This is a genomic window from Sphingomonas gilva (assembly GCF_003515075.1).
In the GTDB taxonomy this organism is placed as follows: Bacteria; Pseudomonadota; Alphaproteobacteria; order Sphingomonadales; family Sphingomonadaceae; genus Sphingomonas; species Sphingomonas gilva.
In genome coordinates this window covers 543,133-568,656 of the sequence record NZ_QWLV01000002.1, presented here as the reverse complement: position 1 = coordinate 568,656, position 25,524 = coordinate 543,133, and the positions used below count along the sequence as shown (strand labels likewise).

Here is a 25,524-nt window from a genome sequence, read left to right as displayed (position 1 = left end):
TCGGATCAAGGCCAAACAGACCCCCAGGCGGATCGACATCGGCCCTGCGGCACTTGGATCGGGCAAATCCCGTCACCCCGGACTTGTTCCGGGGTCCATTGTGCCGCGGGGGTAGCGCTCACGCCTCCTGTTCCGCCCCAGCCGCCTGATGGACCCCGGAACAAGTCCGGGGTGACGAAGGGGGGACAGGGGGGGCCGATAGCCAACTACATGTCCATTGGTCTCAGCCGTCCATCGCCTTCATCGCGTGGTTCCAGCTGTCGATATTGTCGCGCGCCTCCTGGACGAAGGCGGAGCGGCGGACGAAGCCCAGGAAGAAGTCGGAAAACCACTTGCCGGGTTGCTTCAGCGGCCGTTCGAACTGGATCAGCAGCACGACGCGGGTGCCCTCGGTGTCGTTCCACACCTCGTGCTGATAGGTATCGTCGAACACCAGGGTCTCGCCCTCCGCCCAGCGGACGATGCGATCATGGACGCGCATCCGCACATCGCCGTCCCTGGGCACGACCAGGCCGAGATGGCAGGTGATCAGCCCCTTGATCACGCCGCGATGGTCCGGGATGTGGGTGCCCGGCGCGAGAATCGAGAAGAAGGCGCTGTTGAGCCCCGGAATCTGCGCGATCACCGCCGACGTCTTCGGGCAGCGCGCCATATTGTCGGTGATCGGGAAGCCGTAGCCGTAGAGGAAGAAGGAACGCCACTTGTCGACCTCCGCGATCGAGCGGTGATCGGGCGAGATGGTGGCGAGGCTGGGCGCGTCGCGCAGCGCGACCGCGCACGCCTCGTCACGGATCTGCTCCCAATTGTCGCGCAGGATCTGCGTCCAGGCGAAATCGCGGAAATCGAGCACCGGATCGTTGGAGACGAGGCTGGAACGCGCGATGATCCTGTCGAACACGCCGCGCAGCGCCTTGCCGATGGTGATGATCAGCGGGCGGTTCTTCTCCGCCTGCATCGGCGCGCCGGGCCGCGGGGCGCCGGAAATGACGTTGAGATCGGGCACGCGAAGCACCGCCTCGCCCGAATCTTGCCGCATTGTCGCGTCGTCCAACCAGTTTTCGGTCCGTGTCGTCATCATCACCTCAGGCGGGCCCACTTGCCTTCGTACCCGCAACAGTCCATATGCTGCGCCGCAGCGTCGTAACGCCCGAAGCATCGGGCGGGGTTCGGGTAGCGCGAAGTTTCGTCGAAATGATGGCGAAACCGCCCGGACAGACTGATCGGCGCTTTGGCCAATGGCTTCCCTTTTCGCGCGGGTCGTCTCAACGAACCCGCTTGCTCGCGTGCGCACCATTCCGGTTCGCAGCGCGCCGGCACCATATGAAAGTATCAACTTGACCCAGTTCAAGGATCTCGGCCTCGCCGAGCCGCTCATCAAGGCGCTCGCCGCCAAGGGCTATGACAATCCGACGCCGATCCAGGTGCAGGCGATCCCCGCGCTGCTCGACGGCCGCGACCTGTGCGGCATCGCGCAGACCGGCACCGGCAAGACCGCGGCGTTCGCGCTGCCCAGCCTCGATTACTTCGCCGAGCACCCCAAGCCGCGGCCGATCCGCGGCTGCCGCATGCTCGTGCTGTCGCCGACGCGCGAGCTCGCGGCGCAGATCGCGCAGTCGTTCCGCGACTATGGCCGCTTCCTGCAACTGGAGGTGCAGACGGTGTTCGGCGGCGTGCCCGCCGGCAAGCAGATCCGCGCGCTCGAAAAGGGCTGCGACGTGCTCGTCGCCACGCCGGGCCGGCTGCTCGACCTGATCGACCAGCGCGCGCTGACGCTGCGCCATGTCGAGATCTTCGTGCTCGACGAGGCCGACCAGATGATGGATCTGGGCTTCATCCATGCGCTGAAGCGGATCGACACCTTGCTGCCCAAGGACCGGCAGAGCCTGTTCTTCTCGGCGACGATGCCGGCCGACATCGCCAAGCTGGCCGAGCGCTTCCTCGACGATCCGGTGCATGTCTCGGTGACGCCGGCGGCGACCACCGCCGAGCGCGTGGCGCAGCATGCGATGTTCGTGAACCCGCACGAAAAGGCGGCGCTGCTCGCGATGCTCCTGAAGCGCGAACCGATCGATCGCGCGCTGGTGTTCACCCGCACCAAGCACGGCGCCGACAAGGTGGTGCGCCAGCTCGCCGCGTGCGGGATCGAGGCCTTCGCCATCCACGGCAACAAGAGCCAGGCGCAGCGCACCACTGCGCTGCAGGCGTTCCGCGACGGGCGGACGCAGATCCTGATCGCGACCGACATCGCCGCGCGCGGGATCGACGTGCAGGGCGTCAGCCATGTGTTCAACTACGAGCTGCCCAATGTCGCCGAGCAGTATGTCCACCGCATCGGCCGCACCGCGCGCGCGGGGCGCGAGGGTGTGGCGATGAGCCTGGTGAGCGACGACGAGCGGCCCTACCTGCGCGGGATCGAGAAGCTGACGCGGGTCAAGCTGGAGCCGATGGCGCTGCCCGAGGGACTGGCCGAAACGGCGGCGAAGATGCCCAAGCCCGCGCCGCGCAAGTCGGGCGGCGGCGGGCAGGGCCGTGGCGGCCGCGGTCCGCAGGGCAACCCGGCCGGACAGCGCCGGCATGACGATCGCGCCGCGCCGGGCGCGCCCAAGCGGCGCTTCGGCGGCCGCCGGGGCGGCGTCGGCGCGCACAAGGGCGCGGTGAAGAAGGCGCGCTAGGCTTCCAAATTCCTCCCCATGCGAAGCAGGGAGTGCCGGGTCGGTCGTGCTCCCAGCACGACCTTGGATTGCCGGGGGCAATCCAACCCGGCACTGGGGACCGTTCGCCGAAGGCGAATGGTGGAGGGGGAACGCCGCGAGCGGTACGTTGTGCGGCGTTCCCCCTCCACCAGCCTGCGGCTGGTCCCCCTCCCCCAGACAAGCTGGGGGAGGATTTGAAACTCTTCTGGTCCCGTTCATCTTGGGCGGTTAATCCTGCCGCCATGCGACTGACCTCCGCGCGTTTCGCGCTCGCCTCCGCGCTTGCTCTTTCGCTGGCGTTTCCCCTCTCTGCGCAGACCGCGCCCGCTCCGGCTCCCGCCGCGCAGGTTCAGGTCGATCGCTCGCCCTGGCTCTACAAGGGCAGCGATCTTCCGCAGGACAAGGCGTGGATCTTCGGAGCGCTGCCCAACGGCCTGCGCTACGCGGTGCGCCGCAACGGCGTGCCGCCGGGGCAGGTTTCGGTGCGCGTGCGCGTCGATGCCGGATCGCTGATGGAGACCGACGCCGAGCGCGGCTTCGCCCATCTGATCGAGCATCTCTCCTTCCGCGGCTCCGAATTCGTGCCGGACGGGGAGGCGAAGCGCATCTGGCAGCGCCTGGGCGTCACCTTCGGCGCCGATTCGAACGCGCAGACCAGCCCGACCCAGACCGTCTACAAGCTCGACCTGCCCGCCGCGACGCCGGCCGGCTTCGACGAGAGCATGAAGATCCTGTCGGGCATGGTCGATTCGCCCGGCCTGAGCGCCGCCGCCCTCGATGCCGAGCGTCCGGTGGTGCTGGCCGAGCAGCGCGAGCAGCCGGGGCCGCAGCGCCGCGTCGGCGACGCGACGCGCGGGCTGTTCTTCGCCGGGCAGCCGCTCGCCGAGCGCTCGCCGATCGGCACCGCCGAGACGCTGACCGCGGCGACGCCCGCTGCGGTGAAGGCGTTCCACGACCGCTGGTATCGGCCCGACCGCACCGTGGTGATCATCGCCGGAGACATCGATCCGGCGCTGATGGAAGCGGCGATCGTGCGTCACTTCGCCGACTGGAGGCCCGCCGGCCCGGCGCCGGCCGAGCCCGATTTCGGCAAGCCCGATCCCGAAGCGCGCACGAGCGCGGCGCTGGTCGAGCCGGCGATGCCGCCGACGATCACGCTCGCGACGCTCAGGCCCTGGCAGTACAATGACGACACCGCGATCTTCAACCAGAAGCGGATCGTCGACCTGCTCGCGATCCGGCTGATCAACCGGCGGCTCGAGCGGCGCGCGCGGGCGGGCGGCAGCTATCTGGCGGCGGGCGCAGAGCTCGACGACGTGTCGCGCTCGGTCAACGCCACCTTCGTCAACATCCAGCCGCTGGGCGAGGACTGGGAGCCGGCGCTGCGCGACGTGCGCGTGGTGATCGCCGATGCGATGACCAACCCGCCCACCCAGGCCGAGATCGACCGCGAGGTGGCGGAGATCGACGCGGCGATGAAGGCCAGCGTCGACACCGCCCCCGTCGAGGCCGGCGCCAAGCAGGCCGACGACATGGTCCAGGCGCTCGACATCCGCGAGACGGTGACGACCCCGCAGGCGGCCTACGAGATCCTGCAGGACATGAAGCGCAAGAAGATGTTCACGCCCGAGGCGGTGCTGGCGTCTTCGAAGAAGGTGTTCGCCGGCGCCGCGACCCGCGCGATGATCGTGACGCCGACGCCTTCGGCCAATGCCGAGCAGCGGCTGAACGCGGTGCTCGCCGAGGATGTCACGGGCCTGATCCAGGGGCGCAAGGCGGCCGCCGACGTGTCGTTCGACCAGCTGCCCAGGTTCGGCAAGCCGGGCAAGGTGACCTCGCGGAGCAAGGTGACCGAGCTCGGCATCGACCGGATCAGCTTCGCCAACGGGGTCAACCTGCTGCTGTGGCCGACCAGCGCGGAGACCGGCCGCGTCTATGTCCGCGTGCGCTTCGGCCGCGGCTATCAGGCGCTGCCCAAGGGCCGCGAGAGCGCCGCCTGGGCGGCCGATTATGCGCTGGTGCAGAGCGGCATCGGCAAGATCGACCAGAACGGCCTGGAGGCGCTGACCACCGCGCGGCGGATCGGGATGGATTTCGCGATCGACGACGACGCGTTCGAGCTTTCGGCGATGACCTCCGCCGAGGACCTCGCCGATCAGCTCAAGCTGCTCGCCGCCAAGCTGGTCGATCCGGGCTGGGACCCCAATCCGGTGATCCGCGCGCGCGCGGCGGCGATCGCCGGGGCGGACAGCTTCGACAGCGCGCCCGCCGGCGTGCTGGCGCGCGACCTCGAACGGCTGATCAGGGGCGGCGATCCGCGCTGGGGCACGCCCGGCCGCGAGACGATCGCCAGGCTGACGCCCGAGGCCTTCCGCGCGCTGTGGGAGCCGCTGCTCAAGACCGGCCCGATCGAGGTGATGGTGTTCGGCGACGTCAAGGCCGAGCCCGCGCTCGCCGCGGTCGCCGCGACCTTCGGCGCGATGAAGCCGCGCCAGCCCGCGCCGGTGCCGCCGGGCGGGGCGAGCGTCGCCTTCCCGGCGCCCAACACCACGCCCGAAATCCGCTATCACAAGGGCCCCGAGACGCAGGCGGCGGCTGTCATCGCCTGGCCGACCGGGGGCGGTTCGGCGGGAATCGCCGAGGGGCGCAAGCTGCAGGCGCTCTCCGCCCTGTTCTCCGACCGGCTGCTCGACCGGCTGCGCTCGCAGGAAGGCGCGAGCTACAGCCCGCAGGTGATCAGCGACTGGCCGGTGGGGCTGGACAATGGCGGGCGGATCATGGCCGTCGGCCTGGTCGCGCCCGACAAGACCGACCTGTTCTTCCGCCTGGCGCGCGAGATCGCCGCCGACCTCGCCGCCAACCCGATCACCCGCGACGAGCTGCGCCGGGTGATGGCGCCGCTGATGCAGCAGGTCGCGCGCTCCTCGACCGGCAACAGCTTCTGGCTGCGCGAGCTGGAAGGCGGCACGTTCGATCCGGCCCGCATCGCCGCGGCCGACACTATCGCGCGGGATTACGGCACCGTCACCCCCGCCGATCTGCAGGCGCTGGCGGTCAAGTATCTCCAGCCGGGCAAGGACTGGAGCTTCGTCGTGCTGCCGACCCCGGCGAAGGAGGGGGAGTAGGAAATACCTCCCCGGTACGGGGAGGGGGACCGCGCGACATAGTCGCGTGGTGGAGGGGGCTCGCCGCAAGCGCGGCGCCTGTGGCGCTCCCCCTCCACCAGCCTGCGGCTGGTCCCCCTCCCCGTTCCGGGGAGGTATTGATCCTCACCCCTTGTACAATGCCGCCATCCGGTCGCCGTACATCTCGCGGACCTTGTGGCGGCGGACCTTGAGGCTGGGGGTGAGCTGCTCGTTCTCCACGGTGAAGGGCGCGTCGGCGATGATGAAGCGGCGGACGCGCTCGATCTGGCTCAAGTCCTTGTTGACCGCGTCGACCGCGCGGTTGAGGGCAGCGCGGTATTCGGGATTCTCGGCGAGCGCCCTGAAGTCGCACGGCGCGCCGTTCTTCGCGCACCATTCGGCCGACCATTCGGGATCGGGGACGATGCAGCCGACCAGATAGGGCCGCTTGTCGCCCGAGACCATCGCCTGGACGATCTCTGGGCGCAGCGTCAGCATCCCCTCGATCTTTTGCGGCGCGACATTGTCGCCCTTGTCGTTGACGATGATGTCCTTCTTGCGATCGGTGATGACGATGCGGCCGCCGTCGTCGATATGGCCGATATCGCCGGTGTGCAGCCAGCCGTCCTTAAGGACGCGCGCGGTCTCGGCCTCGTTGCGCCAATAGCCGTGCATGACGAGCTCGCCCCTCACCAGGATCTCGCCGTCCTCGGCGATCCTGACCTCGGTGTCGGGCAGCGGCGGGCCGACCGAATCCATCTTGAGGCCGGCGCTGGGGCGGTTGCACGAGATGACCGGCGCCGCCTCGGTCTGGCCATAGCCTTGCAGGAAGGTGATGCCCAGCGACTGGAAGAAGATGCCGACTTCCGGATTGAGCGGCGCGCCGCCCGAGACCATCGCCTTCATCCGCCCGCCGAAGCGCCTGCCCACCTTCTTCTTGAAGGTCGCCTTGAGGATCAGGTCCAGGGGCGCGTCGAGCAGCGCGCGCTTGCCGTGATAGGCCCGCTCGCCGACCGCCAGCGTCTTCTCCAGCATCCAGTTGGGCACGGCGCCCTGCTTCTCCACCGCCTTGGAGATGCGCGTCCTGAGCACCTCGAACAGGCGGGGGACGACGACCATGATGGTGGGCCGCGTCTCCTCGATATTGGCGGCGAGCTTTTCGAGGCCTTCGGAATAATAGATCTGCGCGCCAAGCCCGATCGGGAAATGCTGGCCGCCGGTATGCTCATAGGCGTGGCTCAAGGGCAGGAAGGAAAGGAACACCTCGTCCTCCCAGCCGAAATCCTCGGAGATCACCGTGCAGCAGCCGTTGACGTTGTGCAGGATCGCGCCGTGATGCTGCATCACCCCGCGCGGGGCGCCGCCGGTGCCCGAGGTGTAGATGATGCAGGCCAGATCGTCGCGGGTGAAGGTCGCGTTGGCGGCGGTGGTGGCGACATCGGGCGCGTTGGCGGCGATCAGGCTGTGCCAGTTGTGGCAGTCGACCGCGCCCGACTGGCCGAAGCGCACGGGATCGATGCCGATGACGTGCCGCGCGCTGCTCCTGAGGATCGCCGGCATCAAGGTGCGCGCGAGCTTGTCGGTCGAGACGATCACCGCCGCCGCGCCCGAATTCTCAAGGATATGCGCGTGATCGCGCTCGGTATTGGTCGTGTAGGTCGGAACGGTGACGCAGCCCGCCGCCATGATGGCGAGATCGGAGATGCACCATTCGGGCCGGTTCTCGCTGACCAGCATCACCCGATCGCCCCGATTGAGGCCCAGCTCCTTGAGCGCGGTGGCGAGGCTCGCGACCTGGCGCGCCGCTTCCGCCCAGCTGGTCGAGACCCACGCGCCGTCCTTCTTCGCCCAGAGGAACGGCGCTTCGCCCTTCTCCTCCGCGCGGGTGAAGAACATCGAGACGAGATTGGGGAAATGTTCGAGCGTGCGGGCCATGATCTCTCCTGTCGGCGGGCTCTGTGCGGCCTGCTCTCGTCCTATTGTTCCAGCGACGTGCCGATGCCGCGCGGGTCTGCGGCGCCGCGCCAGCCGTCCGCGGTGCGCTCCACCGCGTTGACCTTCGATCCGAGGTCGGAGGCGATCACCGTTCGGCCGAAGCGGGCGAGCTCGGGCAGGCGCTCGGCGAGCGGGGTGCCCGCCTCGACCTGCACCGCTTCCCCGGCGAAATAGATGTTGGGCAGCGCGATCGCCGCTTCCGCCGGCAGGCCCCAGTCAAGCACGCCGATCAGCGTCTTCGCCACATGCATGATGATCCGCTTGCCCCCCGCCGAGCCGAGCGCGAGGATCGGGCGGTTGTCCGCATCATAGACGATCGTCGGCGACATCGAGGACAGCGGCCGCTTGCCCGGCTGGACCCGGTTGGCGACGGGCGCGCCGTTCAGCTCGGGCGCGGCGGTGAAGTCGGTCAGCTCGTTGTTGAGCACCAGCCCGCGCGCGACGAGCTGGCTGCCGAACGGCCCTTCGACCGTCGAGGTCATGCTGACGACATCGCCCTCGCCGTCGACCGCGACAAAATGGGTGGTGCCGGGGACGTCGGGCTGGACCGCGGCGGTGCGCGGCTCGGCGCCCGGCGGCGTGCCGGCGTCATAGCTGGCGAGCGAGGTCTTGCGGCCGATCAGCTTCGATCGCTTCGCCATGTAACCGGGATCGAGCAGCCCGGCGACGGGCACGGGAACGAAATCGCGGTCGCCCAGATATTTCTCGCGATCGGCATAGGCGAGCATCATCGCCTCGGCGATCAGGTGCCACGCCTCGGGGCTGTCCTTGCCCAGCGCCTTCATGTCGAAGCGCTCGAGCATGCCCAGGATCTGGAACACCGTCGTCGCGCCCGATGAGGGCGGGCCCATGCCGCAGAGCTTGTACTCGCGGTAGCGGCTGCACACCGCCGGCCGGTCCTTGGCTTCATACGCAGCAAGATCGGCGAGCGTCATGTCGGCCCGGTTCATCGGCGCCTCGGCCACCGCCTCGACTATCTCGCGCGCGGTCTCGCCGGTGTAGAAGGCGTCGGGGCCGTCCTTTGCGATATCGCGCAGCAGATCGGCGAGCGCGGGATTGCGGATGCGCTGGCCCTGGCGAAGCGGCCTGCCGTCATCGGTGTAGAGCCTGGCGATCTCGGGGAAGTCCTCCCACTGCTTCACCCCCCAGGCGCTGATCCCGGCGAGCGGGCGGGTGACCTCGAACCCCTGATCGGCCAGGCGGATCGCCGGCTGGAACAGCGCCGCCCAAGGCAGCTTGCCCCAGCGCGCATGGACTCGCTCCATCAGCCGGATGTTGCCGGGGACGCCGACCGAAAGGCCGCCGGGGTAGCGATCGGGCCAGGGGATCGGCGTGCCGTCGGCGCGCAGGAAGCGTTCGGGCGTCGCCGCCATCGGCGCCTTCTCGCGCCCGTCCACCGTATCGGTGAGGCCGGTCGCGGCGTCGTGATGGACGAAGAAGCCGCCGCCGCCGATGCCGCTCGATTGCGGTTCGACCACGGTCAGCGCCAGCATCATCGCCATCGCCGCGTCGGCGGCGCTGCCGCCCTGGCGCAATATCTCCTGTCCTGCTTGCGTCGCGCGCGGATCGGCGGAGGAGACGACCCCCTGCGCGGCGAGCGCGGAGGGGAGGAGAAGCGCGAGGAACGCGAGCAACAGGCGGATCATGCGCGAGACACTATCGGCGCGCACGCCGTCCGCAAGCCGTTACGTCGTGCCCGCCTTGCGCCGGAACGGGACCAGCTCCCCGCGCCACGCCTTTTCGTGGAAGAAGAAGGCGACGGCGTTGAGGACGGGCTCGATCAGCGCGATGCCGCCGGCGATGGCGACCGAGCCGGTCAGCAGATAGGCGAGGCTGAAGGCGATCGTCAGATGGATCGCCAGATAGCTGAGCGTCTTGAACAGGTCGCGTGACATCGGATTCACCTTCCGCGCCATCAATGATCGAGCCGGTGCGATCGATCCATCCGATTATCGTAGAGACAGAGATCGCCGTCAGCGATGAGCAAGCCCGTGCGCGATCCGGCCGGCGAGGCCGGGGCCGTGGAACACCAGCGCGCTGTAGAGCTGGACCATCGCCGCGCCGGCGTCGATCCGTGCGCGCGCCTCGTCCACGCTGTCGATTCCGCCCGCCGAGATCAGCGGCAGCGCGTCGCCGGCGATTTCGCGCGCTTCGCCGAGCTTGGCCCGGGCGAGCGGCTTGAGCGGCGCCCCCGACAGCCCGCCCGCCTCGCCGGCGTGCCGCGATGCGAGCGGCGGGCGTGAGACGGTGGTGTTGGAGACGATCAGCGCGTCGACATGATGGTCGATCGCGGCGGCGATCGCGCCTTCGAGGCCGGCGCGGTCAAGATCGGGCGCGACCTTCAGGAACAGCGGTTTGCGCCGGCCATCCACGTGGCGCGCGGCGTCGCTCGCCGCAAGCAGATCGTCGAGCGCGGGGCGAGACTGCAGGTCGCGCAGACCGGGGGTGTTGGGCGAGCTGACGTTGATCGTGACGTAATCGGCCTGTCGGGCGGCCTTGCCGACGCCAAGCGCATAATCGGCGACGCGATCGGCCGAATCCTTGTTGGCGCCGACATTGATGCCGAGAACGCCCTTGCGCCGGGCGCGCGCCACGCGGGTAAGCGCCGCGTCGATTCCGCCATTGTTGAAGCCCATGCGGTTGATCACCGCCTCGTCCTCGACCAGTCGGAACAGCCGCGGCCCGGCATTGCCGGGCTGGGGCAGCGGGGTCAGCGTGCCGACCTCGACGCTGCCGAAGCCCAGGGCGAGGAAGCCGTCCACCCCCTCGGCGTCCTTGTCGAGCCCCGCGGCGAGGCCGACCCGGTTGGGGAAGGCGAGGCCGCCGATGGTGACGGGGTCATGCGCGCGGGCCGGGGCGAAGGGCGCGCCCGCCGTGCCCCAGGCGGCGACCAGCCGCACCGTCGCACGGTGAGCTGCCTCCGGATCGAGCGCGTACAGAAGGGGACGGGCAAGCGAATAGACGGTCACGGCGGCGCGGCTATGGCAGCGCCGGGCGGCGGGGTCAAAACCGTTCCATGACGGGCGATTTCATTGCAATTTTCTGACACTTACAAAATGTCGATTCCATCCAATACGAATCACCTAAACCGGTTCAAATCCCGACTTGCGACCCGAAGGGCTCCTTTTTCAACAGGGGGTTCTTTCACTTACGGCCACACCGGACTGCAAAGTCCGGTGTGGCCGCTTTTCTTTGCCCCCGGCGTGCGGTACAGTCGAGCCAATAGGGGCGCTAAGACAATGAGCGAGATCGCACTCGACTATGCGGTGCCGCCCGCCGATCTGGCGGCGTTCGTCACTGCCTTTTACCTTTTTCGCGCGGATGTGCCGCATTTCGAGGACATGGAGCGCGCCGACCACGCGCAGTTCCGCTTCAAGCTCGACGGCGGCGTCGCGAGCTATCGGTTCGCCGACGGCACCGAGCAGCCCGGGCCCGAGGTGCAGATCATCGGCCCCACCACGGGCGCGACGCGCGTTTCCGTCGAAGGCCCGGTGCGGGTGTTCGGCGCGGGGCTGCAGCCCGCGGGCTGGGCGGCGCTGATGCGGGTCGACGCGTCCGCGCTCGCCAACCGCGTGTTCGACGCGACCGAGGTGCTGGGACCGGCGGTGACCGCGATAGCCGACCAGCTGCGCGCGGAGACCAGGATCGAGGCGATGGTCGAGATCGCCGCCTGCCATGCGCGCGAGCTGCTCGCCGGGATCGACCGCACGCGCTTCGGCTTCGCCGAGGCGGTGGACGCGTGGCTCGCCGCCTCCGCCTCACCCGATGTCGAGGAGCTGGTGCGCATGACCGGCCTGTCGCGCCGCCAGCTCGAACGCAATTGCAAGGCGCTGTACGGCGCCCCGCCCAAGCTGCTCGCGCGCAAGTACCGCGCGCTGCGCGCCGCGCATGCGCTGGCGGCGGGAGCGCACCCCGCCGATCTGCTCGACGAGGGGTTCTACGACCAGTCGCACCTGATCCGCGAGGTCAAGCAGTTCACCGGCGCGACGCCCAAGCAGATGCACGATCATCCCGGCCTGCTCGCCCAGCTGACCATGAGCGGGCGCGCCGCGCTCGCCGGGCAGGTGCCGACATTGGTGAGCGACACCTGATGGAATAGCCAGGTTGACCGCGCGGCGCTTCGCCCCCACATGGCAATCGGACTGATTCGATCCGATTTGAGAACCGCTCGCAACAATGCGCCTGTCCAGCCTTGCCGACTATGCCGTCGTGATGATGACGGCCTCCGCGCGCCATTGCGGCGTCAGCGGGCGGCTCAACGCGACTCTGGTCGCGGGCGAGACCGGCATTCCGCTGCCGACGGTGCAGAAGCTGGTCAGCCGGCTTTCCGCCGCCGGGCTGATCGAAAGCACGCGCGGCACCGGCGGCGGCTTCCGCCTGTCGCGCCCGCCCGCGACGATCACGCTCGCCGACATCGTCGAGGCGATCGAGGGCCCGATCGCGATGACCGCGTGCGTCGATGCCGGCAAGCATGATTGCGCGATCGAGGCGGAATGCCAGGTCAAGCCGCACTGGAATGCGGTCAACGGCGCCGTTCGCGGCGCGCTCGCGGGGGTCAGCCTCGCCCAATTGTCTTCTGGAGCCACCCATGGCCACGCGTAACGCAGAGGCGCTCGCCGCCGCCAACAAGTCCTATGAATGGGGCTTTTCGAGCGACATCGAGCAGGAATTCGCGCCCAAGGGGCTCTCCGAGGACACCGTCCGCTTCATCAGCGCCAAGAAGGGCGAGCCCGAATGGATGCTCGACTGGCGGCTGAAGGCATACCGCGCCTGGCTGGAGATGGAGGAGGTCGGCTGGGCCAAGCTCGCCATCCCCGCGATCGATTTCCAGGACGCCTATTATTACGCCGAACCCAAGGCGAAGGAGAAGCTGGGCAGCCTCGACGAGGTCGATCCCGAGATCCTGCGCGTCTATGAAAAGCTCGGCATCCCGATCGAGGAGCAGAAGGTGCTCGCCGGGGTGGAGGGCGCGCGCAAGGTCGCGGTGGACGCGGTGTTCGACAGCGTCTCGGTCGCCACCACCTTCAGGAAGGAGCTGGAGGCGGCCGGCGTCATCTTCCGCTCGATCAGCGAGGCGATCCGGGAATATCCGGAGCTTGTCCGCAAATATCTCGGCTCCGTGGTGCCGCAGCGCGACAACTATTTCGCCTGCCTCAACTCGGCGGTCTTCTCCGACGGCACCTTCGTCTATGTGCCCGAAGGCGTGCGCTGCCCGATGGAGCTCTCCACCTATTTCCGCATCAACGCGGAGAATACCGGCCAGTTCGAACGCACGCTGATCGTCGCCGACAAGGGCGCCTATGTCTCCTACCTGGAGGGCTGCACCGCGCCGATGCGCGACGAGAACCAGCTCCACGCCGCGGTGGTCGAGCTCGTCGCGCTCGACGATGCCGAGATCAAATACTCGACCGTGCAGAACTGGTATCCGGGCGACGCCGAAGGCAAGGGCGGCATCTACAATTTCGTCACCAAGCGGGCGATGTGCGCGGGCGCGAACTCGAAGGTCAGCTGGACCCAGGTCGAGACCGGCAGCGCGATCACCTGGAAATATCCCAGCTGCATCCTGAAGGGCGACGGATCGGTCGGCGAATTCTATTCGGTCGCGGTCACCAACAACCATCAGCAGGCCGATACCGGCACCAAGATGGTGCATATCGGCAAGGGCACGCGCTCGACCATCGTCTCGAAGGGAATCTCGGCGGGCAAGTCGAACAACACCTATCGCGGCCTGGTGCGGGTGAACGCGAATGCCGAAGGCGTGCGCAACTTCACCCAGTGCGACAGCCTGCTGCTGGGCAGCGAATGCGGCGCCCACACCGTGCCCTATATCGAGGTGCGCAATCCCAGCGCGCAGATCGAGCACGAGGCGACCACCAGCAAGATCAGCGAGGACCAGCTGTTCTACGCCATGCAGCGCGGCCTGGATGCGGAAGGCGCGGTGGCGCTGATCGTCAACGGCTTCGCCCGCGAGGTGCTGCAGCAACTGCCGATGGAGTTCGCGGTCGAGGCGCAGAAGCTGCTGGGGATCAGTTTGGAGGGGAGTGTGGGATGACGATTGGTTTTCTGGCGTTGGCCTTGTGGGTCGGATCGGCGCAAGGCGTTGCTCTCGACATTCAGCAATCGGCGACGGCGCTCGCGAACGCCACGAAATTCAACCTTAGCTTCGAAGGCCGACGGGTGAATGGCTGTACCGTTACGGCTACAAGCGGCAATCCACAGGTAGATCATTATGTCTGTGAAGCGGCGCGATCCTGCGGCGACCGATATTCCAGCGAAGATCGCCGGGCTGACTGCATTTCCAGAAAGCGTGAAGAGCTTGCGGACCTGATCGTGAAATCCTCCAACCAAACAAAATGACATATATCATGCTCAAGATTGAAAACCTCCACGCCGAAGTCGACGGCAAGCCGATCCTCAAGGGCCTCTCGCTCACCGTGAACGCGGGCGAGGTGCACGCGATCATGGGGCCCAACGGCGCGGGCAAGTCGACGCTGGGCTATGTCCTCGGCGGGCGGCCCGGCTATGAGGTGACCGAGGGATCGGTCATGTTCGACGGGCAGGACCTCCTCGCCCTCGAACCGCACGAGCGCGCCGCCGCCGGGCTGTTCCTCGGCTTCCAATATCCGGTCGAGATTCCCGGCGTGTCCAACGTCCAGTTTCTCCGCGAGGCGCTGAACGCGCAGCGGAAAGGCCGGGGCGAGGCGGCGCTGTCGGGCGCGGAGTTCCTCAAGCTCGCCCGCGCGCAGGCGGACGCGCTGGCGATGCCGCAGGACATGCTCAAGCGCCCGGTCAATGTCGGCTTTTCGGGCGGCGAGAAGAAGCGCAACGAGATGGTCCAGATGGGCATCATCGGCCCCAGGCTGGCGATCCTCGACGAGACCGACAGCGGCCTCGACATCGATGCGCTGCGCGTCGTCGGCGACGGCATCAACCGCATCATGCGTGGCGAGGACAAGGCGGTGCTGCTGATCACCCATTACCAGCGGCTGCTCGATTATGTGAAGCCGGACTTCGTCCATGTCCTCGCCGACGGCCGCATCGCCCGCTCTGGCGGCGCGGAGCTGGCGCACGAGCTGGAGCGCGAGGGATACGGAGCGGTGGCGGCGTGAGGATGACCTTTCAATACCTCCCCGGAACGGGGAGGGGGACCATGCGAAGCATGGTGGAGGGGTTGTCCGGGCGGACAGCTTACCGCGCTCCAAAACCCCTCCACCAGCCTGCGGCCGGTCCCCCTCCCCGTGCCGGGGAGGTGTTGTCGTGACCACCCTCGTCCTCCCCGCGCGCAACGAGGAAGCCTGGCGCTGGGCCGACCTGTCCCGCTTGCCCGCCTTGGCCGAGGCCGCGCCCACGGCGATCCGCCCCGAGCCGCGCTGGATCGGGCTCGGCGGTCCGCACCTCGTCTTCGTCGATGGCGTGTTCGACGCCGCGGCCAGCGACCCCGGCCGCGTCGCGCTCGGCGCCGTCGATGCGGCGACCGGCCACCCGCTCGGCCGTCTCGCAACGGGCGAAGGCTGGACGCTGACCCTTGCCGCCGACGCCGTGGCCGATCCCGTCGAGATCGTCCACATCGCCACCGGCGGCGCCAGCCATCTGCCCGCCCGGATCGCGCTGGCCGACGATGCGGTGGCGCACGTGGTCGAGACCTTCATCGGCGCCGGCTGGTCCAACCGCCTCACCGCGATCAGCCTCGGCCGTTCGGCCCGGCTGATGCGGTCGGTGCGGTTGCTGCAGGATTCGGGCTTCGTCTCGCTCCGCGACGAGGTGCGGGTCGGCGAGGGCGCCAGCCACGTCGCGATCATGCTCGGCGCGGGCGGGGCCGACAGCCGCATCGACGCGCATATCGATTGCATTGGCGAGGCCGCCTTCGCCGAGATGGGCGGCGCGCTGCTTACCCGCGGCAAGCAGCGGCAGGAGGCGGCGGTGGTGGTGCGCCATTCCGAGCCTTCGGGCCAGTCGCGCCAGATCTGGCGCGCGGTCGCGGCGGACGCCTCGACCGCCAGCCTCGCCGCGCGCGTCGAGGTCGCGCGCGACGCGCAGAAGACCGATGGCGAGCAGAGCTTGCGCGGCCTGCTGCTCCAGCGCAGCGCGACGGTGAATTTGAAGCCCGAGCTCGAAATCTTCGCCGACGACGTGAAATGCGCCCACGGCGCGACGGTGGGCGAGCTCGACGCGCGCGCGCTGTTCTATCTCGAATCGCGCGGTATCGAACCCGCGCGGGCGCGGGCGCTGCTGACGCGGGCTTTCGTGGCGGATGCGCTCGACCGGATCGGCGAGGAGAAGGTGCGCGAAACCTTCGCCGCCGATGCCGATGCATGGCTGGCGGGGTTGTGATGGCCAAAACCTTTCCCAACCCCCACCGTCACCCCGGACGTGTTCCGGGGTCCATCGTGCCACAAGCGGCGATCCGTCGGGCGGACACGGAACAGGTCCGGGGTGACGAACACGGCGTTCATACATCGGCGCTGTCCTACATGGGCCGCATCCAGTATGATCCCGTTATGTTCTCGCAATCCTCCCGCCCCGCCACGCCTATTTTCCAGTCGCGGGGGTGGGGAAGCCAGGGTGTGCGTGTCCTCACTTTCCTCACCTTTGGAATGTCGGGTACGGCGCGACTCGGAAGCGGCGCATGACCGTCCTCACCGCCACCCGCCCGCTCGACACCCTCGCCGATTTCCCGGCGATACCCGATGGCTGGGCTTATCTCGACACCGCCGCCACCGCGCAGAAGCCGCGCCCGGTGATCGACGCGATCACGCGCGCCTACGACACGACCTATGCGACGGTGCATCGCGGCGTCTATGCGCGCTCGGCCGACATGACGATCGCCTATGAGGCGGCGCGCGAGCGGGTCGCGGGGTTCATCGGCGCGGCCTCGGCGAGCGAGATCGTCTTCGTGCGCGGCGCGACGGAGGGGATCAATCTCGTCGCGCAGGCCTGGGCGGCGAACCAGCTGAAGCCGGGCGACCGCATCCTCCTTTCGACGCTGGAGCATCATTCCAACATCGTGCCGTGGCAGCTGATCGCGGAGAAGATCGGCGTCGCCATCGACGTCGTCCCGCTGACCGACGATCACCGCATCGATCTCGACGCGATGGCGGCGATGATCCGACCCGATCACAGGCTGGTCGCGCTGGCGCATGTCTCGAACGTGCTCGGGTCGGTGCTCGATGCCCGCCGCGCGGCCGGCATCGCCCATGCCGTCGGGGCGAAGCTCCTGCTCGACGGCTGCCAGGCGGTGCCGCGCATGGCCGTCGACGTGCGCGATCTCGATTGCGACTTCTACGTCTTCTCCGGCCACAAGCTCTACGGCCCGACCGGCATCGGCGTGCTGTGGGCGCGGGCCGATCTGCTGGAGGCGATGCCGCCCTGGCACGGCGGCGGCGCGATGATCGACCGGGTGTCGTTCGCCGGCACCACCTACGCCCCGCCGCCCGCGCGGTTCGAGGCGGGGACGCCGCATATCGTCGGTGCGCTCGGGCTGCATGCCGCGATCGATTATGTCGAGGCGATCGGGCTCGATGCGATTCACGCGCACGAAGCCGCGCTGGTCGCCCGCACGCGCGACGCCTTGTCGCAGATCAATTCGGTGCGGCTGTTCGGGCCGGAGACATCGGCCGGCATCGTCAGCTTCGCGGTGGAGGGGGTGCACCCGCACGACATCGGCACCATATTGGACGAAAGCCAGGTGGCGATCCGCGCCGGCCACCACTGCGCCCAGCCGCTGATGGAGGCGCTGGGCGTCCCGGCGACCGCGCGGGCGAGCTTCGGGGTATATAACGGCGCGGCGGATGTGGATGCGCTGGTGCGCGGGATCGAACGGGTCACGAGGATATTCGGGTGAACGAGCAGACGAAAATTTCGGTCGAGGAAGTGGACGCCGTGGCGCCGCCGCCCAAGGCGCGCGTCGAGGACGCCCGTGACACCTTCGAACGCAAGCGCGACTATCTCGAAGGCTTCCTGAAGGCCAGGCCCGCCGAGCTGCCCGCCGGCGAGCCGGGCGAGGAAGTCTATGACGGGATCATCGCCGCGCTGAAGGACATCTATGATCCCGAGATTCCGGTGAACATCTACGACCTCGGCCTGATCTACAATGTCGAGGTCACCGACGCCGGCCATGCGGTGGTGACGATGACGCTGACCACGCCGCACTGCCCGGTGGCGGAATCGATGCCCGCCGAGGTGGAGCTGCGCGTCGGCGCGGTGCCGGGCGTCGGCGATGCCGAGGTCAACCTCGTCTGGGACCCGCCCTGGGACCCGCAGAAGATGTCCGACGAGGCGCGGCTCGAACTGGGGATGCTGTGAGGTTCGATCAAAGTGCTACTTTGATCGAGTTTGAAGAAGGCCGTTCGTTTCGAGCGAAGTCGAGAAACCTGTTCCTGGGCGCGGTGTCTCGACTGCGCTCGACACGAACGGGGAAGGATTGGGAATGACTACCGCCACCACGCTCCGCTCCCGCCCTGCCGCGATCATCCTGACCGCCGCCGCCGAACAGCGCGTGGCCGATCTGATGGCCAAGGCGCCCGCCGACGCGATCGGAGTGAAGCTCTCCACGCCGCGCCGGGGATGCTCGGGGCTGGCCTATTCGGTCGACTATGTCACCGCCGCGAACCCGATGGACGAACGGATCGAGACGCCGGGCGGCAGCTTCTTCGTCGATGGCGCGTCGGTCCTCTACCTCATCGGATCGACGATGGACTGGGTCGAGGACGAATTCGCCGCCGGCTTCGTGTTCAACAACCCCAACGCCAAGGGCGCGTGCGGGTGCGGGGAGAGTTTCACGGTTTGACGGCGCGGGAACGAATTGCCCGTCGCCCCTGCGCAGGCAGGGGCCGCTGTCGGCATACTCGGCGTTGATTGTGCCACAAATCCAGCGGCCCCTGCCTGCGCAGGGGCGACGAGATTGTGGCTATTCCTCCTCCGCCCGCTCGATCCGCACCAGCAGCGCCCCTTCGCTGACCTGGCCGCCGGTCTCCGCATTCAGCTCCGCGACGACGCCGTCGAACGGCGCGACGAGCGAATGCTCCATCTTCATCGCCTCCAGCGTGACGAGCTTCTCCCCCTTGGCGACCGAAGCGCCGGCCGCCACCTCCACCGCGATGATCCGGCCCGGCATGGGGGAGAGGATCGCGCCGTCGGCGGCGGCGCCGGTGGCGGTTCCAGCAGCGCGCGCTTCCGAAATCGCGAACACACGGCCATCGTTCACGCCGCTCAGGATCATATCGTCGGCCAGCTCGACCCATGCGTCCAACTGACCCCAGGGATTGTCGATCTGGACACTTTCAAGGTGCCCGTCGGCTAGCAGATGTATCACACGTTGGGGCACGGCATTGAGCCGAAAACCGAACGCACCTGTCCACGGTGTCGCCGCAGCGAGGTCACCGCCAATCAGCGTGTCACCAATCTGATGGGGAGTTACACCCAATGATCTTGTCGTGATCGCCATAGCGCCGGCCTGAAGGACGGCATCGGGAACGTCATTGGGCGGAATCAGCATCTCAGCACTGGCCGCCAGTAAGCCGGTATCCATCGTGCCTGCCAGAAACTGCTCATTGGCCAAGCAGCGGGCAAGAAAGGCGGCGTTCGTCTTGACCGGCCAGACGGCGGTCGTTTCACAAGCCTTCCTCAATCGATCGATGGCGGCGGGGCGATCGTTGCCGGTGGCGATAAGCTTCGCAATCATTGGATCGTAAAACGGCGTGACAGCGCCGCCTTCGTGGATGCCGGTATCAACGCGGACTTGGTGGTCCGGCAGCATCACATGCGTCAGCGGGCCAGTGCTAGGTAGAAAGCCGATTTTCGGATCCTCCGCATACAGCCGCGCCTCGATCGCCCAGCCGTCGATGCTGAGTTCATCCTGCCGCTTGGGCAACACCTCGCCCGACGCCACCCGCAACTGCCATTCGACCAGATCGACGCCGGTGATCTCCTCGGTCACCGGGTGCTCGACCTGCAGGCGGGTGTTCATCTCCATGAACCAGATGCGGTCCGCCCTCAGCCCATCGCTGGCGTCGGCGATGAACTCGATGGTGCCCGCGCCGACATAGTCGACCGCCTTGGCGGCGCGGACGGCGGCGGCGCAGATCGCCTCCCGCGTCGCCTCGTCCATGCCGGGAGCGGGGGCTTCCTCGATCACCTTCTGGTGGCGGCGCTGGAGGCTGCAATCGCGCTCGAACAGGTGGACGACGTTGCCGTGCGCGTCGCCGAACACCTGCACCTCGATATGGCGCGGCGAGAGGATGTATTTCTCGATGAGCACGCGATCGTCGCCGAACGAGGAGGCGGCCTCGCGCTGGCAGCTCAGGAGCGCATCGGCGAAGTCGGCGGCGCTCTCCACCCGCCGCATCCCCTTGCCGCCGCCCCCCGCGACCGCCTTGATGAGGACGGGATAGCCGATCGCGTCGGCCTCCGCCTGCAGCCGCTCGGGCGACTGATCCTCGCCGAGATAGCCGGGGGTGACCGGCACGCCCGCAGCGATCATGCGCGCCTTGGCGGCGTCCTTCAGCCCCATCGCGCGAATGCTGTCGGGGGCGGGGCCGACCCAGACCAGCCCGGCATCGATCACGGCTTGTGCGAAATCGGCGTTCTCGGATAGGAAGCCGTAGCCGGGATGGATCGCCTCCGCGCCGGTTTGCTTCGCGGCTGCGATGATCTTGTCGCCGACCAGATAGCTTTCGCGCGCCGGGGACGGGCCGATATGCACCGCCTCATCGGCCTGGCGCACATGCAGCGCCTTGGCGTCGGCGTCCGAATAGACCGCGACGGTGCGCACCCCCATCGCCCGCGCCGTGCGGATGATGCGGCAGGCGATCTCGCCGCGATTGGCGATCAGCAGCGATTGGATCACTGGCCGGGACAACCCGTCTTGCGCTGGGTCCAGGTGACGTTGAGTATCTTCCACGCACCGTCCTTGCGCACCAGGTCGAAATGGTTGGTGCCGCAGTGGGAGAATTTGCCGTCCAATGTGAACACATAGGGCGTCCACACCATCGCGATGTCGCCGTCGACATGGACGTGCGGATCGATGTTGCGCTCGACCGGAACGCCTTGGATCGCTGCGAGCCGCTTGGCGAATCCGGCCCAGTCGATGTGGCTGATGCGATGCTCGCCGGCATCGGTGCCGGTGGTGCCGGTGGCCTTCCCGGCCGGATCGGTGACGGCGAGGATACCAGCCTCGTCCTTCGCGGTGAGCGCGGCGAACATCGCGTCGATGGTCTTGAGCACCGCGGCGGAGTCCTCTGCCGAGGCGTGATCCTGCGCGGCGGCGGGGGTGGCGATGAGGAGGATAGGGAGGAGGAGGCTAAGGCGCATGACGCATTCCTTCTTCAATTCCTCCCCGAGCTTGTCTCGGGGAGGGGGACCATGCGAAGCATGGTGGAGGGGCTATTGCGATGTTCAAAGATGTTGCGCCGAAGCCGAAGCCGGGCGGCGTCAAACGGGCGCGGAAGTTTCGCAGAGAGATGACGTTGCCCGAGGTTCTTCTGTGGCGAGTCCTGCGCGAGCGGCCCGACGGGCTCAAGTTTCGCAAGCAGCATCCGAGCGGAAATTGCACGCTCGATTTCTATTGCGGCGACGCACGCCTGGCGATCGAGATTGACGGAGAGGCGCATTCGCGCGGCGACCGGCCGGTTCGCGACGCCGTACGCGATGCGTGGTTCGCGCAGTTCGGCATCGAGACGATGCGCATCCCCGCCCTCGAAGTTTTGCGAGATTTGGATTCCGTTGTACGAGGGATCGTGGCCAACGCGCGTTCGCGATTGCCCCTCCACCACCCGACTGCGCCGGGCGGTCCCCCTCCCCGAGACAAGCTCGGGGAGGAATTTTAGGATATGCTTCTCCATCACATCCGGAACACGCCGAACCTCGGCGTCTCGGGGATCGGCGCGTTGAGGCATGCCGCGAAGGCCAAGCCCAGAACGTCGCGCGTCTGCGCCGGGTCGATGATGCCGTCGTCCCACAAGCGCGCCGTCGCATGCCAGGGGTTGCCCTGGGCTTCGTAGTCGTCGCGGATGGGTTGCTTGAAGGCTTCGGCCTGTTCCGGCGTCCAGCCGTCGGCGTCGCGGTGGACCGTCGCGAGCACGCTCGCGGCCTGTTCGCCGCCCATCACGCTGATGCGACTGTTGGGCCAGGCGAACAGGAAACGCGGGGAATAGGCGCGGCCGCACATGCCGTAATTGCCCGCGCCGAAACTGCCGCCGATGAGGATCGTCACCTTGGGGACAGTTGCCGTCGCGACCGCCGTCACCAGCTTTGCGCCATGTTTGGCAATGCCTTCGGCCTCGTATTTGCCGCCGACCATGAAGCCGGAGATGTTCTGGAGGAACAGCAAAGGCACGCGGCGCTGGCAGGCAAGTTCGATGAAGTGCGCGCCCTTGACCGCGCTCTCGCTGAACAGCACGCCGTTGTTGGCGAGGATCGCGACGGGCATGCCCCAGATATGGGCGAAGCCGCAGACCAGGCTCGATCCGTAGAGCGCCTTGAATTCGTGGAACTCGCTGCCGTCGACCAGCCGGGCGATCACCTCGTGCACGTCATAGGGCGCGCGGACATCCTGCGGGATGATGCCGTAGAGGTCCTCGGCATCGAACCTGGGCGGGCGCGGGTCCTTGAGCGCGATGTCGGGCACACGGTTGGCGGGGAGGTGGCTGGCGATGTCGCGGACGATGGTGAGCGCATGCTCGTCATTCTCGGCGAGGTGATCGACCACGCCCGATTTCCTGGCATGGAGATCGCCGCCGCCCAAATCCTCCGCGCTGATCTCCTCGCCGGTCGCGGCCTTCACCAGCGGCGGCCCGGCGAGGAAGATGGTGCCCTGATTGCGCACGATCACGCTCTCGTCGCTCATCGCCGGCACATAGGCGCCGCCGGCGGTGCAGCTGCCCATCACGCAGGCGATCTGCGGGATGCCGAGCGCGGACATGTTGGCCTGATTGAAGAAGATGCGGCCGAAATGGTCGCGGTCGGGGAACACCTCGGCCTGGTGCGGCAGGTTCGCCCCGCCGCTGTCGACCAGATAGATGCACGGTAGCCGGTTGGCCTCGGCGATCTCCTGCGCGCGGAGATGCTTCTTGACCGTCATCGGATAATAGGTGCCGCCCTTCACCGTGGCGTCGTTGCACACGATCATCACCTGTCGGCCCGAGACGCGGCCGATGCCGGCGATCATCCCCGCGCCGGGCACCTCTCCGCCATACATGTCGCAAGCGGCGAGCTGGCCGATCTCAAGGAAGGGCGAGCCAGGATCGAGCAGCCACCCGACACGGTCGCGGGGGAGGAGCTTGCCGCGCGCGGTGTGACGTTCGCGCGCCTTGTCGTTGCCGCCCAGCGCCGCCTTTGCGACGTCGGCGCGGAGCTGCGCCGCCAGCGCGCGGTTATGGGCGGCATTGGCGCGGAATCCCTCGCTCTCGGCCGATAGCCTGGTATCCAGCACCGGTCCGCTCATGCCCTCTCCATTTGTTCGTTCTTGCGGAATCCGCCTAGCCACACGATCGGCGAAAGGAAAGGCGCTGGCCCGCACGCGGGTGCGGGTGTAGCGCTCACGTCACACACCTGTCGAGAAGGGTTTTCCCATGCGCCGTTCGTTTCTGCTGACACTATTTCTGCTGACCACCGCGCCCGTCTTCGCCCAGACCGGCACCGTCGGCGTCGACCTGGAAGGGCTCGACAAGACAGCGGAGCCGGGCGACAGCTTCGACATCTACGCCAATGGCGGCTGGCGCGAGCGGACCGAGATCCCGGCCGACCGCACCAGCATCGGCACCTTCGTCACCGTCGCCCAGCTGGTCGAGCAGCGCAACATCGACATCATCGCCAAGGGTGAGGGCAGGGCCGAGGCGGGCGCCGACGGGCAGAAGATCGCCGACTATTATGCCGCCTATCGGGACACCGCGGCGATCGAGCGGCGCGGCACCGAGCCGCTGAAGGCGCCGTTCGCCGCGATCGACCGGATCGCCGACCGGCGCGCGCTGTCGCTGGCGCTGGGCGCGTCGATGCGCGCCGATGCCGACCCCCTGAACGCCACCAATTTCTGGACCGAGAATCTGTTCGGCATATTCGTGTCGCAGGCGCTGCAGGACCCGACCGTGACGGTGCCCTATCTGCTGCAGGGGGGGCTGGGGATGCCAGAGCGCGACTATTACCTGTCCGATGCGCCCGAAATGGCGAAGGTGCGCGCCGCCTATCAGGGCTATGTCGCGGCGATGCTCAAGCAGCTCGGCTGGAGCGACGCCGATGCGCGCGCCGCGCGGATCATGGCGCTGGAGACGAAGATCGCCCAGGCGCACCTGCCCGCGGTCGAGGCGCAGGACGCGAAGAAGGCGGAAGGCTGGAGCCGCGCGGACTTCTCCGCCAAGGCGCCGGGGATCGACTGGGACGCCTTCTTCGAAGGGGCACGGCTGGGCGAGCAGCAGCAGTTCATCGCCTGGCACGCGGCGCCGACGACGAAGATCGCCGCGCTGGTCGGCAGGGAGCCGATCGAGGTGTGGAAGGACTGGATGAAGTTCCACATCGCCAGCCGCTTCGCCGGCGTGCTGCCCAAGGCCTATGACGATCTGCGCTTCGGCTTCTACGGCAAGGTGCTGTCGGGCGCGCAGCAGCCGCGCCCGCGCGACAAGCGCGCCATCTCCGCGACCAGCGGCGCGCTGGGCGACGCGGTCGGGCGGATCTATGTCGCGAAGCATTTCCCGGCGAAGTCGAAGGCGGACATCGAGGCGATGGTCGCCAACATCAAGGCGGCGTTCGACAAGAGGCTGCAGGGCATCGACTGGATGGCGCCGGCGACCAAGGCCGAGGCGCGGCGCAAGATCGAGACGCTGATCGTCGGCGTCGGCTATCCAGAGACGTGGCGCGACTATGCATCGTTCGAGGTCAAGCCGGGCGACGCCTTCGGCAACGCCTGGCGCGCGGGCGAGTTCGAGTATCGCCATCAGCTGGCGAAGATCGGCAAGCCGGTCGACAAGGCCGAATGGTGGATGTCGCCGCAGACGGTGAATGCGGTGTTCCTGCCGCTGCAGAACGCGATGAACTTTCCCGCCGGCATCCTGGAGCCGCCCTTCTACGATCCGGCGGCGGACCCCGCGTTCAACTATGGATCGATCGGATCGGTGATCGGCCATGAGGTGAGCCACAGCTTCGACAATCTCGGCGCCGATTTCGACGCCGACGGGCGCGTGCGCAACTGGTGGACCGAGGCCGACATGGCGCGGTTCAAGCAGGCGGGCGACGCGCTGGTGAAGCAATATGACGCCTATGAGGCGTTCCCGGGGCTCAACCTCAACGGCGAGCTGACGCTGGGCGAAAACATCGCCGACCTGGCCGGGCTGGCGGCGGCGTACGACGCCTATCACGCCTCGCTGGGCGGCAAGCCCGCGCCGGTGATCGACGGGCTGACCGGCGACCAGCGCTTCTTCCTCGCCTATGCCCAGAGCCGGCGCGAGAAGACCCGCGAGGCGACGCTGCGCGCGATCATCGCGGCGGACGGCCACTCCCCCGGCCGCTGGCGCGCGGAGACGGTGCGCAATCTCGACGCGTGGTACACGAGCTTCGGGGCGAAGCCGGGCGAGAAGCTGTACCTGGAGCCGGAGGCGCGGGTCAGGGTCTGGTAGGCTCACAATACCTCCCCGGCACGGGGAGGGGGACCGCGTCGCGAAGCGGCGTGGTGGACGGGGGCGGCCGCTGGCGCAGCGTTGATGGCGCTCCCCCTCCACCATGCTGCG

The 25,524-nt window shown here is 68.0% G+C and carries 21 protein-coding genes; 13 read left to right on the top strand and 8 right to left on the bottom strand.

Annotation, left to right across the window (positions count from 1 at the left end; translation table 11 throughout):
• Nucleotides 1–223: 223 nt before the first annotated feature.
• Entirely contained in the window at nt 224–1,078 is an 855-nt protein-coding gene (locus D1610_RS07330; protein ID WP_245942029.1) for an aspartyl/asparaginyl beta-hydroxylase domain-containing protein, read from the bottom strand.
• Nucleotides 1,079–1,334: 256 nt separating this feature from the next.
• On the opposite strand from D1610_RS07330, the gene D1610_RS07325 reads away from it, so the two are divergent.
• Nucleotides 1,335–2,672, top strand: coding sequence for a DEAD/DEAH box helicase (locus D1610_RS07325; RefSeq protein ID WP_245942028.1), 1,338 nt, complete (start codon nt 1,335–1,337; stop codon nt 2,670–2,672).
• A gap of 263 nt (nt 2,673–2,935) precedes the next feature.
• Nucleotides 2,936–5,818: a M16 family metallopeptidase gene (locus tag D1610_RS07320; RefSeq protein ID WP_118863463.1), complete on the top strand. Its 2,883-nt coding sequence runs from the start codon at nt 2,936–2,938 to the stop codon at nt 5,816–5,818.
• 144 nt (nt 5,819–5,962) lie between these two features.
• On the opposite strand, the gene D1610_RS07315 is transcribed toward D1610_RS07320, so the two are convergent.
• The 4 genes from D1610_RS07315 to D1610_RS07300 all read right to left on the bottom strand — a co-directional run bounded on the left by D1610_RS07315 (nt 5,963) and on the right by D1610_RS07300 (nt 10,782).
• Nucleotides 5,963–7,753, bottom strand: coding sequence for an AMP-dependent synthetase/ligase (locus D1610_RS07315; RefSeq protein WP_118863462.1), 1,791 nt, complete (start codon nt 7,751–7,753; stop codon nt 5,963–5,965).
• A 41-nt stretch (nt 7,754–7,794) separates the two neighbouring features.
• Nucleotides 7,795–9,459, bottom strand: a complete 1,665-nt coding sequence (gene ggt / locus D1610_RS07310; RefSeq protein WP_118863461.1) for a gamma-glutamyltransferase — start codon at nt 9,457–9,459, stop codon at nt 7,795–7,797.
• Between the two features lie 39 nt (nt 9,460–9,498).
• Nucleotides 9,499–9,708: a DUF2061 domain-containing protein gene (locus D1610_RS07305; protein ID WP_118863753.1), complete on the bottom strand. Its 210-nt coding sequence runs from the start codon at nt 9,706–9,708 to the stop codon at nt 9,499–9,501.
• Between the two features lie 78 nt (nt 9,709–9,786).
• Entirely contained in the window at nt 9,787–10,782 is a 996-nt protein-coding gene (locus D1610_RS07300; protein ID WP_118863460.1) for a quinone-dependent dihydroorotate dehydrogenase, read from the bottom strand.
• Between the two features lie 270 nt (nt 10,783–11,052).
• Between D1610_RS07300 and D1610_RS07295 the strand changes: the two genes are divergently transcribed.
• The 9 genes from D1610_RS07295 (at nt 11,053) to D1610_RS07260 (ending at nt 18,599) form a co-directional block, all read left to right on the top strand.
• Nucleotides 11,053–11,904 (top strand): helix-turn-helix domain-containing protein, encoded by an 852-nt coding sequence (locus D1610_RS07295; protein WP_118863459.1) that lies wholly within the window; start codon nt 11,053–11,055, stop codon nt 11,902–11,904.
• Nucleotides 11,905–11,989: 85 nt separating this feature from the next.
• Nucleotides 11,990–12,415, top strand: a complete 426-nt coding sequence (locus tag D1610_RS07290) for an SUF system Fe-S cluster assembly regulator (protein ID WP_118863458.1) — start codon at nt 11,990–11,992, stop codon at nt 12,413–12,415.
• Entirely contained in the window at nt 12,402–13,865 is a 1,464-nt protein-coding gene (sufB, locus tag D1610_RS07285) for a Fe-S cluster assembly protein SufB (protein ID WP_118863457.1), read from the top strand. The genes D1610_RS07290 and sufB overlap by 14 nt, the downstream gene beginning before the upstream one ends.
• Nucleotides 13,862–14,170, top strand: a complete 309-nt coding sequence (locus tag D1610_RS16840; RefSeq protein WP_147414289.1) for a hypothetical protein — start codon at nt 13,862–13,864, stop codon at nt 14,168–14,170. Before sufB ends, D1610_RS16840 begins: the two co-directional genes overlap by 4 nt.
• A gap of 8 nt (nt 14,171–14,178) precedes the next feature.
• On the top strand, nt 14,179–14,922 hold the full coding sequence (gene sufC, locus D1610_RS07280; RefSeq protein ID WP_118863752.1) for a Fe-S cluster assembly ATPase SufC: 744 nt from the start codon (nt 14,179–14,181) through the stop codon (nt 14,920–14,922).
• Between the two features lie 148 nt (nt 14,923–15,070).
• Entirely contained in the window at nt 15,071–16,144 is a 1,074-nt protein-coding gene (locus tag D1610_RS07275; protein ID WP_245942027.1) for a SufB/SufD family protein, read from the top strand.
• A 295-nt stretch (nt 16,145–16,439) separates the two neighbouring features.
• The gene (locus tag D1610_RS07270) at nt 16,440–17,654 is read left to right on the top strand and encodes a cysteine desulfurase (RefSeq protein WP_118863455.1); all 1,215 of its coding nucleotides are present in this window, start codon (nt 16,440–16,442) and stop codon (nt 17,652–17,654) included.
• A complete protein-coding gene (locus tag D1610_RS07265) occupies nt 17,651–18,115 on the top strand; it encodes an SUF system Fe-S cluster assembly protein (protein WP_118863454.1) in 465 nt (154 codons plus the stop codon). Before D1610_RS07270 ends, D1610_RS07265 begins: the two co-directional genes overlap by 4 nt.
• 124 nt (nt 18,116–18,239) lie before the next feature.
• A complete protein-coding gene (locus tag D1610_RS07260) occupies nt 18,240–18,599 on the top strand; it encodes a HesB/IscA family protein (RefSeq protein WP_118863453.1) in 360 nt (119 codons plus the stop codon).
• A 120-nt stretch (nt 18,600–18,719) separates the two neighbouring features.
• On the opposite strand, the gene D1610_RS07255 is transcribed toward D1610_RS07260, so the two are convergent.
• Nucleotides 18,720–20,657, bottom strand: a complete 1,938-nt coding sequence (locus D1610_RS07255; RefSeq protein ID WP_118863452.1) for an acetyl/propionyl/methylcrotonyl-CoA carboxylase subunit alpha — start codon at nt 20,655–20,657, stop codon at nt 18,720–18,722.
• Nucleotides 20,654–21,121 carry a nuclear transport factor 2 family protein gene (locus D1610_RS07250; protein ID WP_118863751.1) on the bottom strand — a complete coding sequence of 156 codons (468 nt, stop codon included), beginning with the start codon at nt 21,119–21,121 and terminating at the stop codon, nt 20,654–20,656. Before D1610_RS07250 ends, D1610_RS07255 begins: the two co-directional genes overlap by 4 nt.
• An 80-nt stretch (nt 21,122–21,201) precedes the next feature.
• Between D1610_RS07250 and D1610_RS07245 the strand changes: the two genes are divergently transcribed.
• Entirely contained in the window at nt 21,202–21,636 is a 435-nt protein-coding gene (locus D1610_RS07245; protein ID WP_118863451.1) for an endonuclease domain-containing protein, read from the top strand.
• Nucleotides 21,637–21,650: 14 nt separating this feature from the next.
• Here D1610_RS07245 and D1610_RS07240 read toward each other — a convergent pair whose 3' ends face one another.
• The gene (locus D1610_RS07240; RefSeq protein WP_118863450.1) at nt 21,651–23,252 is read right to left on the bottom strand and encodes a carboxyl transferase domain-containing protein; all 1,602 of its coding nucleotides are present in this window, start codon (nt 23,250–23,252) and stop codon (nt 21,651–21,653) included.
• Nucleotides 23,253–23,379: 127 nt separating this feature from the next.
• Between D1610_RS07240 and D1610_RS07235 the strand changes: the two genes are divergently transcribed.
• A complete protein-coding gene (locus tag D1610_RS07235; protein WP_118863449.1) occupies nt 23,380–25,413 on the top strand; it encodes a M13 family metallopeptidase in 2,034 nt (677 codons plus the stop codon).
• Nucleotides 25,414–25,524: the final 111 nt, after the last annotated feature.